This window comes from Polynucleobacter paneuropaeus (assembly GCF_003261235.1).
Taxonomy (GTDB): Bacteria; Pseudomonadota; Gammaproteobacteria; order Burkholderiales; family Burkholderiaceae; genus Polynucleobacter; species Polynucleobacter paneuropaeus.
Genome location: NZ_CP030085.1, coordinates 640,720 through 657,640, shown reverse-complemented (window position 1 = coordinate 657,640; position 16,921 = coordinate 640,720). Strand labels below are relative to the sequence as shown.

Here is a 16,921-nt window from a genome sequence, read left to right as displayed (position 1 = left end):
GCGCAAACGACCAAAAACACCACAAGACTTTTTAGCCACTGAGGTGATTTGTCTGCTCTAAACAATGAAAAACGATGGGTTCTGTTTAGCAATAACATAAGCAATTAGAAAGGCAACATGGTTTTGAAAAAACGGGTTACGGAACTCGCCATATAAGAACTATCCATGGTGTTATTAGTACGATATTCGATACGAGCATCAGCTACTGTATTGGAATCCACTGTATTATTAACAGTAATCATTTTTGGATTAACCGTTCCTGAGAAACGAATAAACTGTGCACCTTCATCAAAGCCGATTTGCTTCTCGCCTGCTACTGTTAAGTACCCATTAGGTGATACTTCGAGCACAGTTGCTGCAATGCTGCCTGTAAAAGTATTGTCTTGCTGCCCCCCGCCCTTGTTCTCATTTGAAAGACCATTAGCCCAGCTCCAAGTTGGACTGACCGTATTACCAAACTGGTCTTTTGCAGTAGCAGTAGATGATGCAGTCTTAGATGACAAATTATCTAAAGTCGTTTTACTCTGAGTACTCTCGTCCACCACAATTGTGACAGTGTCGCCTACGGCACGGGCACGATTACCTTCAAAAATGGGTCGATAGCTCCCAGTGCTATAAATAGTTCCAGGAGCAGCTTGTCCAGCGTAAGAACGGGTAGTTCCTGGGCCCGGATTTTGCGTAATTGTCGAGGGCGTTACTGCACAAGCTCCCAAGATCGATAGTGCCGAGATGGCACTGATCATTTTGATAGTAGAGCCGCAAGATAAAGCGTTCAAGTGAGAATTAAACGGTAAACGCATTTGAATTAACCACCCAATTGTGCCAAGCGCTGCAACATCTGATCGGATGTTGTAATCGCCTTACTATTGATTTCATAAGCGCGTTGCGTTTGGATCATATTGACCATTTCTTCAACGACGTTCACGTTAGAAGTTTCCACAAAACCCTGTACCAAAACACCGGTGCCATTGGCGCCAGGATTCGATGGATTCGGTGTACCAGAGGCTGCAGTTTCTGCATAGAGGTTCTCACCTTTTGCACTCAAACCTGCTGGATTAATAAAGGTTGCCAACTGAATTTGGCCAATTTGCGTTTGCGCAACAGTATTTGGCAAAGTGACAGAAACCACACCGTCAGCGGCAACAGTCACAGTCTGAGCATTAGCCGGAATTGTAATCGGCGGCTGAATCGTATAACCACTTGAAGTGACCAGCTGACCAGTGCTATTAATCTGGAAGCTGCCATCACGGGTATATTGGGTTGTGCCATCTGGCATCAAGACCTGATAGAAACCGCTACCGTTAATGGCGATATCAGTGTTGTTGCTAGTTTGCTGCAAGTTACCTTGAGTAAAGATGCGCTCAGTAGCTACGGGCTTTACACCGGTACCGATTTGCATACCAGAAGGCAATTGGGTCTGCTGCGATGATTGGGCGCCAGGCTGACGTAGGGTTTGATAGAGCAAATCCTCAAACACCGCACGTGATTTTTTAAAGCCAGATGTACTCACGTTCGCCAAGTTATTGGAGATCACATCCATTTGGGTTTGTTGTGCTTCTAGGCCAGTTTTTGAAATCCAGAGCGAGCGTATCATTTTATTTCCTTTAATTTAGGTGCATCTTGACACATAAAGTCTTAACTTAAATTGAAGAGCTGAGCGGCTTGTTGGTCGCTATTCTCAGCATTCTTCATGAGCTGCATTTGAATATCGAAGCTACGGGCCAAAGAAATCATATTGACCATACTATGAATCACGCTCACGTTGCTATCTTCTAAGGCGCCATTGACCACCTTCACAGCGGGGTCTGCTGTAAAGCCAGCGCCAGTAGAAGATTTAAATAGGCCATCGTCTCCACGCACTAAACTTTTTTCATCAGGATTAGAAAGCTTGATCACGTCAATCGGGGTGGATGGACCACCACTGACTGCAGGATCAACACTAGAAATCGTGCCATCAGCACCAATGGAGATATTCACGTTTGGAGGGATGGTAATTGGGCCACCACCACCAAGCACATTGCGTCCACCAGCAGTTTGCAAAATACCATTCTCACTAATTTTGAATGATCCATTACGGGTCAAACCTTCTGATCCATCAGGGCGTTGCACACTAAACCAGCCCTTACCTTCAATCGCCACGTCCAAGGTGCGACCTGTTTGTTTAATAGCGCCTGGGCTAAAGTCTGTACCACCCGATGCGTTGACTACAAAAGAGCGTGTATCTAAGCTACCACCCTTAATTGGCACAGATAAGAAGGAATCAATCTGAGCTTTAAATCCCGTTGTCGATACGTTAGCCAAATTATTGGAGTTCGTCGCCTGCTGGTCCAAGATGTGTTGGGCTCCAGTCATTGCGGTATAAATAATACGATCCATATTTTCTCCTTAGCTTTCAGCTCTCATCGTCTATCCGTCTTAACCGTTCATACCAATTAGGGTTTGATAGATTTGATTTTCAATTTTGACCACTTGAGCGCTGGCTTGATAAGCCTGCTGTGCTGCTAGTAAAGCCACCATGTCTTGTGTTTGATTCTCATTGGAGCCCTCAAGTGCAGAACCTTGCATCTTGCTACCTGCCAATTGCGCCGTACCCAGAACAGGTGTACCAGATTTTGAGCTTTGTACCCAAGTGTCGTTACCTACTGCTTTTAAGCCGGTGTAACTAGGAATAGTAGCCACACCAATTTGTGCAATGGTGTTCGTTAGACCATCACTATAAGTGCCAATAATGGTGCCAGTTTCATCAATAGCCATGGTATTTAAATGGGCTATAACTGTTCCAGGAGTCTTAGTCTCAACTAGCGGATTAGATCCTGTCAAGAACCCAGATGCAGTTACATTAATTGTTGGTTGTGAACCAAATCCGGTATAAGTTGCCTGCACCCAACTCGTATTTGCTTGCTGAGCGGGTGTAATGTTCTGACCTAAATAGGTTGTCGGAATATTAGCCGGTACTGCAGCGAGCGTATTGTAATTACTTAATACACCACCAAATAGGCCAGTACGCACTGGTGCTGCATTAGCAACACTGGGAGTATTTCCATTCGAAGCACTTACTGGTAATTGTATATTGGTAGTGTTATTACTATTGGTAAAAGCAAGAGCGCCATTACTGACTTGTGCGCCGGTAGTATTAACGCCAGTTAAAGTGCCATTAATGACGCCATCAGTCACGCTCACACTATTTTTAACAGTGCCATCCGCTAGACCGGCAAAGGCTGCTGCCACATTCGCTGCTGTTGCGCCTGATGCACCAGCGGTAAATGTCATCCCTGCGACAGTAATGCTCTCATTGGCGGCGAGATTATTAAAGCTCACCGTGTTATTGGCAGGCGTAAATAGTGGGTAATTATTCGTAGCAGAATTGCTAAAGCGAGCTGCAATCGTATCAGGTGTATCACCCGCTTGTAAGCCGCTAAACAAGGATGCAACTTGCGCAGCAGTCAATGTTTTGCCATCGGTATTGGTGTAGCTTAAGCCACCAAAAGTAACCGTGCCATAAGGAGATAGTGGTGAATTAAAGCCAATCGCATCTACCTGATTGGTATTGGCTGAGCCAGGGCGAATATCATTCGGTGCTAATGGCAATTGAATTGCCGTACCAGTGATATCTAAAACCTTAAACCCAGAGCCATTTACTAAAAATCCAGTATCACTCTCGGTAAATTGTCCATTGCGCGTATAAACTGTCTGACCCAAAACAGGATCTTTCAATACAAACATTCCCTGGCCAACAATGGCTGCATTAAGTGGTGCTGTAGTTGTATTAATCGGACCCTGTGTAAAAGACTGCATCACATTGGATGCCAGCACGCCACCACCCGTTTGTACTGGTGATCCAGAATTAGCAGCATTGAGTTGACGCGCTAGAACATTGGTAAAGTCAACACTCGAAGCCTTAAAACCCACAGTTGCACTATTGGCAATGTTATTACCTAACACGCTCAAATGTTCTGAGGCCGCATTTAAACCGCTTAATCCTTCGACGAGTGACATATAAATCCTTTGGTGATGAACAGTATTATTAGTAGATATTTAGCTTGCAAATTAACGAATCTGTGCCACATTCGAAATATTGGTAGTCGTGTTGTTATCCAACATGATCTGGGTACTAGTATTTGCTGTAGGATTCAGAATGCCAGTAACGCTTGCCACTGTTAAACCAGTTGGGTTCACATTTTTTCCAGCGACGTTAGCTGCTAACTGGAAAGTGTATTTACCATCAGGCAATTGATTGCCAGCAGCATCTTTACCATTCCATGAAAGTGGCACTGTGCCAGCAGGCTCAGCACCATAAGTCAACACATTGACAGTTTGACCAGCAGCATTTAACACATTGACTTTGAGTGAACTTGCGGGTGCGCTCAATTGCACACCAAAGTTTGCTTGACCCTTAGTCAAGTTCAAAGTATTGCCAGGAACCATGACGCTCTTACCAACCATACTGGAAGCTTGATAAGCTTCATTGGTTTGCATTTGTGTTAATAGTGAATTCATGGAGCCATTGAGTTTATTCACGCCATCGACTGTTGAAATCTGCGCCATCTGACTTGTCATCTCAGCACTATTCATCGGATTAGTTGGATCTTGATATTTCATTTGCGCAACTAATAAGGTCATAAACTGATCCTGTATTTGTGAGGCAGAGCTAGCAGAGGCGCTAATCGCTGCACTTGCACTACCAGCGGCACTTGAATTATTAGTCGCACTTGGCAATGTAGTCACGCTGGGATTATTTTGGATAGTAGTCATCGTGTGGTCCTATTTAGTTTTGGCCAATGGTTAAAGTTCTTTGCAACATCGTTTTTGCAGCGTTCATCGTTTCAACGTTGTTTTGATACGAGCGTGATGTAGAGATCATGTTCACCATCTCTTGGGTAGCATTCACGTTAGGCATTGCTACCATGCCATCTTTATCTGCCAACGGATTAGCTGGGTCATGCACCATGCGAGCGGGTGTTTGATCTTCAATCACCTTATTGACCTTAACGCCCTGATGACCTGATGTGCCAACCGGTGTTGCTTCGAAGATAACTTGCTTGGCCTTGTAGGGTTGACCACTGGAACTCGTCGCACTATCCACGTTGGCCAAGTTACTAGCAACAGTATTTAAGCGTTGAGACTGCGCGCTCATCGCTGAACTAGAAATATTAAAAACGTTTTGTAAGGAGGACATAGTTATTCCGTTCTATCTAAATTAATTACCAGAATTCAGTGCTGTGGTCATATCTTTAATCTGGGCGTTAAGCATGGTGATATTGGCTTCGTAATGAATGGCGTTATCCACGAACGCTGTTCTCTCGACCTCACCATCAACCGAGTTGCCGTCTACACTTCCCTGAATCAAGGGGCGATACAACAAGTCAGCCTCACTGAGACCGTTACCGCCCGGAATATGTTGACCATGAGTAGTAGCAAGGGATATATTGCCGTTGGAACTCACCGCAGAATTATTGGCTGCACTAGCCACATTGGCCTCGAGGGCTTTTTTGAGGGATGCGGCAAAGTCGATATCCCGTGCTTTATAGTTCGGGGTATCTGCATTGGCGATATTGGCTGCTAAAATTTCTTGGCGTTGAGCCCTCACCCGCAGGGCGGTTGCATTAAAATCAAAGAGCGCGTCTAATTTATCCATTTATTTCTCCAATTTCCCTAAAGAAATCCTTAAGTCAGCCGTAATAGGTTTTGTAGCACTGCAAATACCTATTAATGGCATTTTCACTAATGTAATTTGCCCGCCCCTTCCTTGATTTGCCAATAAAAGGGGTAATAGTTCGACTAATTGAGGCATTGACTGGCCCCCAAAATCCTAAAATCATGTTTTCGCCATCCTTTTGGACTGGAATTAAGCATGCATTCCTTAAATGAAACGCCCTTAGAATTCAAGAAAACAGCCCAAAAGCCCCTTTTCGGGTCTTTTTTGCAAGGTTTTGAGACCCTGATCATTGGCATCATTGCTAGTGTGTTGATCTCTTTTTTGGTGCTCTACCCCAAAATCAGCTGGGCACAGACACAAAATCAAGGGGCAGTCCAAGGACAGAACTCAGGTGCTAGCTCAGGAAATGCCCCGGCTTTTCAAAGTCTTAAGGTGATTAATCAGAAAGTAAAAGAGTTCTTGACAGCCCAAAGTGCTGGCTCCCCTGGCAAACCAGAAATTACCGTCACCCCCATGGAAGAAGGCACGCAATTGACCTACTGCCCTTCTCCAGAGGCCTTTTTTCCGCCCAATAGCGCTGCTTGGGGCAGAACGACTGTGGGCGTGCGTTGTGGTCAACCTAAGCCTTGGACCGTGTATGTCCAGGCTAATGTCAGCATCATTGCAAACTATGTTGTCGCTGGAGCTCCAATCGGTCAAGGTCAAACCATCTCCGCCAATGAATTACAACTACAAAAAGGCGACCTAACCACCCTGCCAGCTGGCATTTTTACGGAATTTAACCGGGTGATCGGTCAAACCGCCAGAATGTCCTTGGTAGCAGGCACCGTCCTCAAAAAAGAAATGCTCAAAATGCCCCTGATTGTGCAAAAAGGGCAATCTGTGAGGGTTTCTAGTGGTGGCAAGGGATTCTCGATCAGTACCGACGGCCAGGCCTTAAATGAAGCTTCCGAAGGTGAGATAGTTAAAGTTAAAGTCAGTAATGGCAGTGTTGTAACCGGAATTGCCAAAGAAAATGGCATAGTTGAGGTTGGCGGCTCTTCTAAGTAGATAGATTAGAGCAAAAAACTGAGGGTCAATAGCAGCAATGACTGATATCGGCATATATAACCAACTTAAGCTAGATCTGACTAAAGTTAAGCTATAAAAAGCCGTTAAAGAAGTTGTAGGAAAAGTAATAGAAGAGAAGCAAGTTTTATCGTGTTTTGATAGTTTGATAGAAAACTGAGAAACTAGCAGCACCTAAATTAGGCTAAAGTGTTCCCATGAAAATTAATGATTCTTTGAAGACCGCGCTCAATACCGTAGTGGAAAAACCCGCTGCGAGTGAGAGCAGTCCCACTTCAACGATTGGGCCTAGCTCTAATTCAGTAAAGCCACCCGCTGCTGACATCACTACATTGTCTAGCCAGTTGCAAGCATTGCAAGCAACGATTGCTAATAGCCCAGTGTTTGATTCTAAAAAAGTAGATATGATTCGCAGCGAAATTGAAAGCGGTCAGTTCACAGTTGATACTGGCAAAGTTGCTGATGGCATGATTCATGATGCCGTTGCATTGCTCAAAAAATAATGATCTGCGTTACGGAAGTTACGTAATCAATTCAACTGAAGCAACAACATAAATCACCTAGGCAAGATCAGAGATCATCATGAGTATTGCCAAAACCAATCTAGTTGATACTTTTACAAACTATGTAAAAGATTTTCAGACAAAAATTAATTCGATTAATACGCAGTTAAAGAATGGCAAGCTCACTCTGACTACTGCGCAGCAAGATCAAGTTACCACTCTGTCCGCTACAGCTCAAAGCTACTCAACACCACAAGCGAGCATTACTGCGGCACAAAATACGATTGGTGTAGCCCAGACGGCAATTACAACTATCTTGAAGCTGATGCCTCAGCTGCAACAACTAGCATCTCAAGCCAGCGACCCTACTTTAGGCTCGTCTGATAGCACTAACTATAACTTTCGCTTTCAGCAGCTAGTAACAGAAATTGGTAAGTTAGCCACTAAAGCTAACCTCAATGGCACCAACCTGCTCTCTGGCACAGCTGGTATGAATGTCATCATCGGCACCGATAAAACTGCAGCATCACGAGCCTTTGTTAATCCAGTAGACATCTACGGCATGATGACCATGGGCTTGATGAGTGGCATCAAACTCGATACACCAGAAAATGCCCAAGCAGCAGTGAATGCTCTCAATAGCGCGCTAGCCCAGATCAATAATGGTCAAGCCTTGCTCAAGATGACATCGACAAGACTAAGCGCACAGGCTAATAAACTGACTGGCTTAGCCAAGACTGCCCAAGATTCAGTTAGTGCCATCCAGAATATTGACCCAGTAAAGCTTAAGGCGCAGCTGGCTCAATTACAAAGCCAACAAAATGTTGACTATCAATTAATTAGCCAGTTAGACCCAAATGCCTACAAGGCATTGATTGTTGCTAACGCTAAGGCAAGCGCCGGTTAATCAGCACAAAGCTCGCCATACTTCTTGTTGATCTGCTGCACTTCTTGATTAGCAAAAATCAAGAATTAAATTCAAAAAATACTTAAGTTTTACCAGCTCCCTCCGTTAAAGAATATATAGAACGAAGGCTTCTTCGGAAGTTTTCAAATAGCTAATGTCATAGTTAGCGCCAAGCTCTGTTGATGTGGTCTACGCACTGCGCACTGATGCTTTTCGTAAGTTGGTTTGTAGTTATGCATTTCGCGTAACCAAACCGTTTATTGCAATCCATTGTGGATGCATAAATTTATACTAAAGGAAAAGAATCATGCCAATGCCATTATCAGGTTTAGCACAGACCCTATCAAATTCTGTTGCAAAAGTACAAGCTGAAATTGTTGATGTTCAAAACCAATTGACCGCAGGTACCAAGACATTAGATCCAGCATCAAATGGAATTGTTACCAGATTGGGTGCACAAGCAACTGCTTATGGTACAGTTCAAAACAATATCAGTACTGCCCAAAATGTGATCAGTGTTGGTCAAACAGCCCTGAGTTCTGTCGCCACAATCCTAAATCAAATGAAACAAATTGCAACCCAAGCAGCAAGTGGTGGATTGCAATCCACTGACTTGGATAGCTTAAATACAACTTATACAAGTCTAGAGGCACAAGCTGAAGCTCTAATTGATGCAGCATCTGTGAATGGCGTAAACGTTCTTGGCGCAACCAATTTAGTGGTTACCACAGGAATTGATGGGGCAACTAATACAACTGTGAGCGCCCAGAATTCTAAAGTTGGAACATTACAAACTCAATTAACTGGAGCCACAACTACTGTAGCATCATCTCTTGTCAAAGCCACCACCTCTGATGTTACTGTATCTGCCGTAGTATCACATGCACAGGACTTTGACATGACAGGACTCCCAACTACTACTTCAGGCGCAACAGTTACTGTTGGAGGGCTTACATTTACTGCCGGTAGCACTGGTTACGCCACTACAACTGCTCTTGCTGATTTATTTGCAGCATATATTTCATCTGGCGGCGTTCAGCCGAGCGTTGCAGTTGGTAAATTTAGCGGCTCCCTAGGAACCGTTGATTTAAACGGTGATGCTGCACAAGTTACTGCAGCATCTACTACTCCTGGTGTTTTGACCTTGACATCAACAGCAGATGCTAATGACTTTGTTGCGCTAACTGCGACTGCTGCAAACTCAGCAGCGACAAACGCAAACAAAGCTATTGTGGCCTTGACAGCTGCCTTAAATGCGATCTCAACAGGCCAAGCGAATTTATCTGCATACTCAACTGGTTTGTCAGCGCAGATGACTTCAGCAAAAGCATTACAGTCAGGCCTTGAAAACACCGTAGGTCAAATCCAAAACATTGATGCTACTGCAATGCAAGCGAAGTTACAGCAATTGAACAATCAACAATCAATCGATTATTATTTGGTTAGCCAAATGAATACCGAAGCAGCAGCGATTTTGTCGATATTCCGTTGATTTAACTAGTGTTTTAGCTGTTTAAGCTTAGAAAAGCCGGGTAATTCCCGGCTTTTTTAATGGATTCAAAGGGTTGATAAACCCTTATAGTCTCCCTAATTATTGATTTTTGTCGTGTATAGGGCCAGGGTTTTTACGAATTTATACCTGGATTTTACATAAAAAGATTGGATATTTAAGGAAAAAATATCATGAGCAATACTATTACTTCGCTAGCTTCAACACTGACTCAGTCTGTCAATGAGGTACAGAAAGGCATTGTTGAAACCCAAAACCAACTTGCCTCTGGTAATGCGACACTAAATGCCGCTGAGACTGGGGTTGTTAGCCGAATGACGGCTCAAGTCGCAGGCTATGGATCAGTTACTAAAAATTTGACTGATGCTGGTAGTGCAATTGATGTTGCTCAGTCTGCCTTAACGTCCATCTCTACGATCATGAGCCAGCTAAAAGGCTTAGCTACTCAGGCCTCAAGTGCGGGATTTGCCTCAACCGATCGTGATAGCTTAAATCTGACCTTTCAGAATTTAACGAATCAAATACAACAATTAGTCACTAGCGCTAGTGTTAATGGCGCTAATCTTCTCAATACTGATTTTGGTTTACAAGTAACAACCGGCATTGACGGCACCCCAGATTCACAAACTCAAATAAACGCAACAAATGTGGGAGATTTAGTTACATCTCTAAAGCAATTATTAATTACTGGTATGCAAATTACTGACCAGACCTTTGCGGCTACAAATTTGACGACCCCCGTTAGCACAATTATTGGATCAGAAATCGGAACAATAGACGGGACTGTAGACAGCACCGATCCAGAAGCACCAGTTGTAACTTTCCCAGCAGCCGGATTAAAGGCCGGGGACTCTTATTCCATTACGATTAATACAAATCCTTCGGCAACTATCACTCTCACTGTTACAAGTGATATGAGTGCAAGCGAATTGGCTAATGCTTTTGCAAACTACATTACCGATGGCACAGGAACAACCTATGGCACTTTTACTGGAGACTCCACTGGGGCAGACACAACGGTTGATGGGGGCGCCCTTACGATTACTGCAACTGGTGCATTGACTGCATCGACTGCCATCTATACCGATCCATTGAGTAGTCAGACACAAACGATAACCCTACCGACTAATAGCATGGCTCAGGGCAACTCTCTAACAATTGGTAATTTAACCTTTACTGCAGGTCCAGGACCAGGCACTACTGCTGCTGGTATATCACCATCGGCAGTTAGCAAGGCATTTGCTAATTACATTAATAATGGCGTTCAACCTGATCCAAGCATTGGAACATTTACCACTACAACAACTGCAGTTACACAAGTTCAAACGATTACATTCCGTGATTTAGCAAGCGGCGATAGCTTCTCCGCAGGCGGCTTAACATTTCTCGCAGGAAGTGGTGGAGTGACTGCAGCTCAACTTTCAACAGCATTTTTGGCCAAAATTGGTAACTCCGCATCGCTGAGTCAATATGGCACTTGGAGTGGCTCTAAAGTAGGCGGTCTCGGCACAGCAGTTAGCGCTGGGGGCTCCACAACATCAATTGCCTGGAGCTATAGTGCGGCCGGTGGTCAGCTAACCAATCTTTTGGCAACGGGTCAATCAGGCGCTGCTTCATATACCCTTTCGGGTCAAAGCGCTGTAGCAGTGCCTTCAACTATTACAAAAATTGGTATGAACGCTAATACTGGTACGAAGATTACCGGTGGCTCCGCCTACGGTGTCAGCGCAACTGTTACTTCAAGCAACACATTTAGCCTAACAACAATAGATCCACTAACAACAGGCAGCGCTCCTGGCGGAATTGCCTTGCTGTCTCAAAACAGTAATACCACCACCAGAAATACCTTAACATTCACCAACACTAATTTATTGGCTGGTACTGCCAACTTATTTCCTGGTGACAGCGTCACAATTAATGGGCTCACTTTTACTGCATCACAAACTACAACGCCTCAGCAAGTTTTAGACGCTTTCAAGAATGTGATTAATAGCGGCGATACAGGCAATCTATTTGGAACCTTTGCCAATACCGATGTTGGTGGTGGCTCTTTAACTGGAAAGGTTTCTGAATTCACCAATTACTTCACTGCGATTGACTTAGGCAATAACGTTTTAGCAATTGATAACAAGCCTGGCAATACCTCAACTACCCCACCGACGATTGCCTGGAATACCCAAAATGCGGCGATTGCTAATGCCAATAAAGCAACACAGGTGATTACCGGTCAAATTGATACCGTTTCTACTGCACAAGCATCTCTTGCTGCAGCAACAGCTGGTATTCAAGCTCAATTGAAAAATGCAACCAATATCAAGAATGGTATGCAAAAGACAATTGATGCAATTGCCAATATTGATCCGACTGCTTTGCAGGCTAATCTACAACAATTGAATACTCAGCAAAGCGTTGACTACTATTTGGTAAGTCAGATGAATACCGCAGCGGCTGCAATTTTGTCAATATTCCGTTAATTTGAGCCCTGATACCCCTTGATTTGTACTAATGATCATTTCATGATGAGTTCATATAAATCAGAGGGTTTTCAGATAGAATGATTCTAATAAAGAACACGAAATAACGGATAACGAGAGACCATCATGTTTAATAGCAAAAACGCCATTAATGCTTATGTGTCAGTGGATAACAATCTGACTGGTGCTAGCTTTGAAAAACGCTGGTTTGAATCTGTCATCAGCATCATTAAACGGATCATGGCAGGCGAATTCGATCCTGTAACTAATCACAAAAGACTATTAGAAATCGCTGAAGGCTTGCAGTGGGTACAAGAGAATCTCAATGAGAAATTACATTCTCAACACCGCACGATGCTCAAGACGATCTATAGCACCAATATTCAAATTCTCAATGGCGCCATTCAGTCACAGAATTTTGAGTATCTTCCCCTGGTCATTGCATCAATGGAAGTTATCTTAGGCCCTTACAACAAGGGAACGGCTGGAACCATAGCAGCACCAGCTGAGGCTGCAGAGCCAATGAAGCACACTGCTTAATTCTGTAATTCTCCATTCGATTGATATTCAATACACCTAAGCAGTAGCTTAGGTGTATTGCTTTGTGCTATGCATTAATTATCTTGCTCAGTTGTATTGAGTAGACTGCTTTAATAGCGGTACCAGATCATGGCGGATTTTATCTAGTGGCGCATTCCAAACGCCCTGCTGCTCTTGTCGGTAAAGCCTTAAGCTGGGATACCATGGGCTTAAAGTCACCCCAGATAACCAGCGCCATTGTGGCGCTTTAGGTAATAAGACCCAGCAGGGAACATTAATAGAGCCCGCTAAGTCCGCAACGATGTTGTCAGTAGAAATCACTAAATCACATGCACTGACTAGCGATGCTAAGTCATCAAACTCCACTGATTCGTTAACCTGCTTATATCCATAGATCTGAACCATCAACTTGGACTGAAGATCCGCAAGCTCTCGATCAATAATGCCCTGTTGCAAGTGAACAAATTTGATTCCCGGCATATTTAAGGCTGATGCCAACCGGTTCAGTTCAATATTTTTTGATTTGTCGTGCGGATTATCTTCATCCCTCCAAGCAATACCGATGAGTAACTCATCTGACCTCGCTAGCGCCTCTCTAATAGCAGCTCTTTGCTCAAATTTTGGCTTGAGGTACTGAAGTTTGACATTCAGAAAGTCATCTAAATCATTTCTGAATAGGCCGGGTAGATCTCCTAATGCCAGATGGGCATCGTAGAGTGATTCATCTACTGTTTCTGTTGCAGCATAGAAGGTGATTTCTGGCATGGAGCGCTCAAATAACGGAATGAGGCGTTCATCAACTTGCACCAGTAAATTAGGCGCTAATCTTTGCATCTCTAATAGCAAGCCGCCAAAGAGAATGTGCTCGCTAGCGCCCTGCTCTGCCCATACCAATACTCTTTTAGCTGGGCTATCCTTTTGCCATTTTGGATTGCTAGTTTTAAGCGCTTGGGTCTTGAGACCACGACCCTCCCAACGCCAGTGATACATACCCCATCCAGATTGAAAATGACCATTGAGCAAATACAGCTTTGCCAGGGTATCGTGTGCCGCTCCTAACTGAGGGTCTAGAGCAATCGCCTTTTCTTGACTCTCAATGGCTGGGTAAATCAGGTTCAAAGCTTGATAAGTTAGACCTCGATTGACATAAAAGGTAGCGTCCTCTGGGTCAAGCTCAATGGCTGTCTGAAACTCTAGTAAAGCCTGTTCGTGCTGCCCTAACTCTTTAAATAGATTACCGCGGTTTGAATAGAGTTTGGCCATGGTTGGCGCAATACTGATGGCTGCATTAATCGACGCCAGAGCATCCTCTTGGCGCTGCAAATTACGCAATGCCTCAGCCGCGTTAGCATAGGTTGTCCAATTACCCCCTTCAAGTGCGATGGAATGACGGCAACACTCTAACGCTAAGCCATACTGCCCCAGCTTCATCAGCGCATGGGCTGCATTATTAAAACACTCTGGCATGGTTGAATTAATTTCAAGCGCTTTGGAGAGTAATTGCACTGCTCTTGAAGGATCTTCATCGGTAACTGCCACTCCGAGCATATGTAGAGCGTCAAAATGATTGGGATCATTTTGGAGAATATCTTCATAAAGCAATTTTGCTTGCTCTACATCGCCTTGCTGATGAAGTGTGAAGGCTTGTTGGAAGGATGTATTCATATTCTATATTGGGCGATTGCTAATCCGGCTGTTTTAGAGAGGGTGTAATCATTCCGGTAAATCAGCCGCTCTAATTTCCTTCATAACGTCCCTGAAAACACCATCAAATTCTGGAAGAGCACTCATCTGATGCGCTAGGCGACCTGTCCAGTTACGCTTTAGTCGCTCGCTTTTAACAGCAATTGCTTGCTCAAGGCCATTTACAAATCTATTACGATGCGCCAACTTGCGCTCTAGTTCGGGGCGCAACTCTTGAAGCACAATTGAATACTCTCCAAATAAATGCCAAAGGTCATAAAGATCTCTAGGTTCATTTCTAGCCCGATCACTTAGAGCCGCGACCTTTTCAATCACAATTTCTTCAATGGCATATACATTTAGCATTGATCCTCGTGGTAGATCTTCGAATGCATCATAGGTTTGGAAAATAGGCTTACTTTCTGTGGTGAAACAAAATACCTCATTAATCGTGATGTCTACCTTGACATCATTTGATGCTGGCAACGGCCCTTGATATTTGAGGTAAAAAGTATAGCTATTTTGGTGGCTTGCCCGATCTTCTCTATCGAACTCTATCTTTAATCCACACTCTCTATATACGTTATGAAATATCTCATTTAAGCCAACTAATATTTCTGAAAACTCAATAGGTTTCGTTAAAGTGAAATCCAGGTCTTCTGAAAAGCGATAGTGGTCAATCCAGCAACGTCGAAGCGCTGTTCCACCCTTAAAGATCAATACCTTACCCAAAGGGTGATTGGCAAGTCCAGTCAAAAACCAAGCCAATACATAGTCACGCTCAATCACGGACTCGGGAACACGTTTACCCCCCTCTCTTAATAATTGATTGGAGATCAGGGAAATATTTCTTTGCGGAATCATTATCCAAACCTCACAGTTTCAAGCTCTTCTTGACTCACATTAAGTTGTAATTTCCACCTAGAAAGAAAGGGTCCTTCAGGAGGCAATTGTGGATCTAGGAGCTGATAGGTTGCACTTAAGTACTTTTGTAATTCTTGCAACATATTTTCATCTGCCAACCCATATCCCTCCAATAGATATCCGAGGCGCCGGATTACCGCACCTACGCCGAGCTCTTTAGCATATGCAATGAGAGTTCTAACATTAATCGCCTCTTTTTGCATCCATAAACCCCTAGCCACCTCAGTAATTCCTCCAACATACTCTGGGTGCTTTAAGCCATCAATCAGCGTTCTTTCTAAATCACTGATGAATACAAAGCGCTCTTTATCTACCCAGTATTTCTCTATCCCAAAGACCTGTTCATCCCTTATATTTACAAACTTGAAGTCATATCCTCCAACAGTCTGAGGACGTAAACGCTTAGTTGATGAAACATATGTAGTGAATATTGGCTGTGTGACCATCCGATGCAACTCGAATGCAGTTCCATACGATAAAAAATAAGGCGCCATCCCTACAATCTCTCTCGCGATAATATAAGGACTATCGATATGCTCCGACACATCCCCCAACTCAAAAGGCACCAAGTTGAATAGACCGGGCTTTAGTCGCGTAACGAGCCCGCGTTGCTGCGCTTTGTGCAATAAGTTACTTACCGCAACTGGCGATAGTCCCGTATATTTAACGGCGTCAGCTACCCTAAACGTCATGAGTCCTTTTTCATATAGGTGCGTAATTAATCCTGCCATACGAGAACCTAGGGTTTTAGATGATTTATTATAATTTATGTTCATTTTATATACCAAAAAGATATAATTAGCACATTAAATATAACATTATTTGATCTAGTTAGCACTACTTTTGAGCATGGGGCGTACTGAGATGGCACCTAAAACGACCATTTAACTTATTAATCGAATTCACTAGATCTCCAAGTAAGCTTTTTCCAAGAACGGTATCACCTTCAATAAAGGCAGACATTGTCTCTTGGAATAGAGCCTCTCTAAAAGCAGGATCACGCTCAACCCGAGCTGTTACTGTATCTTGAAATAACTTCGTTAATGGCATTGTTATTTTCTTTTTTCTTTTAGATCGCTAACCTGAACTACTAAGGCCCAAGATGAGCTCAGGCAAATACCACGCTAGTGTGGCCATCAACTTGCGAACGTGATCCTCTGCGAATCACAATTTGCACATCTCTACCTAAACGATTAAGACATTCGAGCATTTTGGTTTCGCTAATACCTCTAAATTGACCGCGAAGTAAGCCGGAGAGTTTCGGTTGGGTCAGCCCCAAAAGCTCAGCAGCCTCAACTTGAGTCAGACGGCGCTGCTTGATAATTTCCCCAATCTTATAAGCTAGGCGAGCTTTAACCAACATTTCTTCTACCTGGCTATCACCCAGGTCAGCATAGACATTGCCGCTGCTGTTTTCAACTTTGGTCATACTCTATTTCCTTTTAGCATGTTCTTGAGCAACTTTTAGACGCTCATGAATTAAATCCATATCCGGTTTTAGAGTAGCAATACCGCTAGTCGATTTCTTTTGAAAACAATACAACGATTTTAAGTAATTCGACATGTCCATATTATACCTATATAGGTATAAAGTAAACTATCTTTTAAACCTTAATCCCTATAAGCGTCCGGGATTTGTAATATTGCAACCACCTT

General features: G+C 43.6%; 18 protein-coding genes. 6 read left to right on the top strand and 12 right to left on the bottom strand.

All coding sequences use genetic code 11. The features are described from left to right. Nucleotides 1-104: 104 nt before the first annotated feature. The 7 genes from Pas1_RS03565 to flgB form a co-directional block, all read right to left on the bottom strand. Entirely contained in the window at nt 105-743 is a 639-nt protein-coding gene (locus tag Pas1_RS03565) for a flagellar basal body L-ring protein FlgH (RefSeq protein ID WP_225971643.1), read from the bottom strand. A 62-nt stretch (nt 744-805) separates the two neighbouring features. Next, nucleotides 806-1,594, bottom strand: coding sequence for a flagellar basal-body rod protein FlgG (gene flgG / locus Pas1_RS03560; protein WP_112294522.1), 789 nt, complete (start codon nt 1,592-1,594; stop codon nt 806-808). A 41-nt stretch (nt 1,595-1,635) separates the two neighbouring features. Beyond that, nucleotides 1,636-2,376, bottom strand: a complete 741-nt coding sequence (gene flgF, locus Pas1_RS03555; RefSeq protein ID WP_112294521.1) for a flagellar basal-body rod protein FlgF — start codon at nt 2,374-2,376, stop codon at nt 1,636-1,638. 39 nt (nt 2,377-2,415) lie between these two features. Then, entirely contained in the window at nt 2,416-3,996 is a 1,581-nt protein-coding gene (locus Pas1_RS03550; RefSeq protein WP_112294520.1) for a flagellar hook-basal body complex protein, read from the bottom strand. Between the two features lie 51 nt (nt 3,997-4,047). After that, the gene (locus tag Pas1_RS03545) at nt 4,048-4,752 is read right to left on the bottom strand and encodes a flagellar hook assembly protein FlgD (protein ID WP_112294519.1); all 705 of its coding nucleotides are present in this window, start codon (nt 4,750-4,752) and stop codon (nt 4,048-4,050) included. Nucleotides 4,753-4,765: 13 nt separating this feature from the next. Continuing rightward, nucleotides 4,766-5,176, bottom strand: a complete 411-nt coding sequence (flgC, locus tag Pas1_RS03540; RefSeq protein ID WP_112294518.1) for a flagellar basal body rod protein FlgC — start codon at nt 5,174-5,176, stop codon at nt 4,766-4,768. A gap of 21 nt (nt 5,177-5,197) precedes the next feature. Next, nucleotides 5,198-5,635: a flagellar basal body rod protein FlgB gene (gene flgB, locus Pas1_RS03535; protein WP_112294517.1), complete on the bottom strand. Its 438-nt coding sequence runs from the start codon at nt 5,633-5,635 to the stop codon at nt 5,198-5,200. 216 nt (nt 5,636-5,851) lie between these two features. On the opposite strand from flgB, the gene flgA reads away from it, so the two are divergent. From flgA to Pas1_RS03505, 6 genes are all read left to right on the top strand, one after another. Continuing rightward, complete coding sequence (gene flgA, locus Pas1_RS03530; RefSeq protein WP_112294516.1) at nt 5,852-6,706, top strand: flagellar basal body P-ring formation chaperone FlgA; 855 nt, start codon at nt 5,852-5,854, stop codon at nt 6,704-6,706. A gap of 215 nt (nt 6,707-6,921) precedes the next feature. Continuing rightward, nucleotides 6,922-7,227 (top strand): flagellar biosynthesis anti-sigma factor FlgM, encoded by a 306-nt coding sequence (gene flgM / locus Pas1_RS03525; protein WP_112294515.1) that lies wholly within the window; start codon nt 6,922-6,924, stop codon nt 7,225-7,227. A 79-nt stretch (nt 7,228-7,306) separates the two neighbouring features. Further along, the gene (locus Pas1_RS03520) at nt 7,307-8,134 is read left to right on the top strand and encodes a flagellin N-terminal helical domain-containing protein (protein ID WP_112294514.1); all 828 of its coding nucleotides are present in this window, start codon (nt 7,307-7,309) and stop codon (nt 8,132-8,134) included. 307 nt (nt 8,135-8,441) lie between these two features. Further along, on the top strand, nt 8,442-9,626 hold the full coding sequence (locus Pas1_RS03515) for a flagellin N-terminal helical domain-containing protein (protein WP_112294513.1): 1,185 nt from the start codon (nt 8,442-8,444) through the stop codon (nt 9,624-9,626). Between the two features lie 191 nt (nt 9,627-9,817). Then, nucleotides 9,818-12,118 (top strand): flagellin, encoded by a 2,301-nt coding sequence (locus Pas1_RS03510; protein ID WP_112294512.1) that lies wholly within the window; start codon nt 9,818-9,820, stop codon nt 12,116-12,118. Between the two features lie 126 nt (nt 12,119-12,244). After that, complete coding sequence (locus Pas1_RS03505) at nt 12,245-12,658, top strand: hypothetical protein (protein WP_096672478.1); 414 nt, start codon at nt 12,245-12,247, stop codon at nt 12,656-12,658. An 87-nt stretch (nt 12,659-12,745) separates the two neighbouring features. Here Pas1_RS03505 and Pas1_RS03500 read toward each other — a convergent pair whose 3' ends face one another. The 5 genes from Pas1_RS03500 to Pas1_RS03480 form a co-directional block, all read right to left on the bottom strand. Beyond that, the gene (locus Pas1_RS03500) at nt 12,746-14,323 is read right to left on the bottom strand and encodes a tetratricopeptide repeat protein (RefSeq protein ID WP_112294511.1); all 1,578 of its coding nucleotides are present in this window, start codon (nt 14,321-14,323) and stop codon (nt 12,746-12,748) included. 48 nt (nt 14,324-14,371) lie between these two features. Continuing rightward, nucleotides 14,372-15,130 carry a nucleotidyl transferase AbiEii/AbiGii toxin family protein gene (locus Pas1_RS03495; RefSeq protein WP_215274831.1) on the bottom strand — a complete coding sequence of 253 codons (759 nt, stop codon included), beginning with the start codon at nt 15,128-15,130 and terminating at the stop codon, nt 14,372-14,374. A 74-nt stretch (nt 15,131-15,204) separates the two neighbouring features. Next, a complete protein-coding gene (locus Pas1_RS03490) occupies nt 15,205-16,041 on the bottom strand; it encodes a type IV toxin-antitoxin system AbiEi family antitoxin domain-containing protein (protein WP_112294509.1) in 837 nt (278 codons plus the stop codon). 61 nt (nt 16,042-16,102) lie between these two features. Then, nucleotides 16,103-16,315, bottom strand: coding sequence for a hypothetical protein (locus Pas1_RS03485; protein WP_096672475.1), 213 nt, complete (start codon nt 16,313-16,315; stop codon nt 16,103-16,105). A 58-nt stretch (nt 16,316-16,373) separates the two neighbouring features. Next, a complete protein-coding gene (locus tag Pas1_RS03480; protein ID WP_096672474.1) occupies nt 16,374-16,694 on the bottom strand; it encodes a helix-turn-helix domain-containing protein in 321 nt (106 codons plus the stop codon). Nucleotides 16,695-16,921: the final 227 nt, after the last annotated feature.

Excerpts from the sequence above, each read along its gene's own strand:
- Pas1_RS03565 (WP_225971643.1), bottom strand. The coding sequence starts at position 743 with ATGATCAGTGCCATCTCGGCACTATCGATCTTGGGAGCTTGTGCAGTA.
- flgG (WP_112294522.1), bottom strand. The coding sequence starts at position 1,594 with ATGATACGCTCGCTCTGGATTTCAAAAACTGGCCTAGAAGCACAACAA.
- flgF (WP_112294521.1), bottom strand. The coding sequence starts at position 2,376 with ATGGATCGTATTATTTATACCGCAATGACTGGAGCCCAACACATCTTG.
- Pas1_RS03550 (WP_112294520.1), bottom strand. The coding sequence starts at position 3,996 with ATGTCACTCGTCGAAGGATTAAGCGGTTTAAATGCGGCCTCAGAACAT.
- Pas1_RS03545 (WP_112294519.1), bottom strand. The coding sequence starts at position 4,752 with ATGACTACTATCCAAAATAATCCCAGCGTGACTACATTGCCAAGTGCG.
- flgC (WP_112294518.1), bottom strand. The coding sequence starts at position 5,176 with ATGTCCTCCTTACAAAACGTTTTTAATATTTCTAGTTCAGCGATGAGC.
- flgB (WP_112294517.1), bottom strand. The coding sequence starts at position 5,635 with ATGGATAAATTAGACGCGCTCTTTGATTTTAATGCAACCGCCCTGCGG.
- flgA (WP_112294516.1), top strand. The coding sequence starts at position 5,852 with ATGCATTCCTTAAATGAAACGCCCTTAGAATTCAAGAAAACAGCCCAA.
- flgM (WP_112294515.1), top strand. The coding sequence starts at position 6,922 with ATGAAAATTAATGATTCTTTGAAGACCGCGCTCAATACCGTAGTGGAA.
- Pas1_RS03520 (WP_112294514.1), top strand. The coding sequence starts at position 7,307 with ATGAGTATTGCCAAAACCAATCTAGTTGATACTTTTACAAACTATGTA.
- Pas1_RS03515 (WP_112294513.1), top strand. The coding sequence starts at position 8,442 with ATGCCAATGCCATTATCAGGTTTAGCACAGACCCTATCAAATTCTGTT.
- Pas1_RS03510 (WP_112294512.1), top strand. The coding sequence starts at position 9,818 with ATGAGCAATACTATTACTTCGCTAGCTTCAACACTGACTCAGTCTGTC.
- Pas1_RS03505 (WP_096672478.1), top strand. The coding sequence starts at position 12,245 with ATGTTTAATAGCAAAAACGCCATTAATGCTTATGTGTCAGTGGATAAC.
- Pas1_RS03500 (WP_112294511.1), bottom strand. The coding sequence starts at position 14,323 with ATGAATACATCCTTCCAACAAGCCTTCACACTTCATCAGCAAGGCGAT.
- Pas1_RS03490 (WP_112294509.1), bottom strand. The coding sequence starts at position 16,041 with ATGAACATAAATTATAATAAATCATCTAAAACCCTAGGTTCTCGTATG.
- Pas1_RS03485 (WP_096672475.1), bottom strand. The coding sequence starts at position 16,315 with ATGCCATTAACGAAGTTATTTCAAGATACAGTAACAGCTCGGGTTGAG.
- Pas1_RS03480 (WP_096672474.1), bottom strand. The coding sequence starts at position 16,694 with ATGACCAAAGTTGAAAACAGCAGCGGCAATGTCTATGCTGACCTGGGT.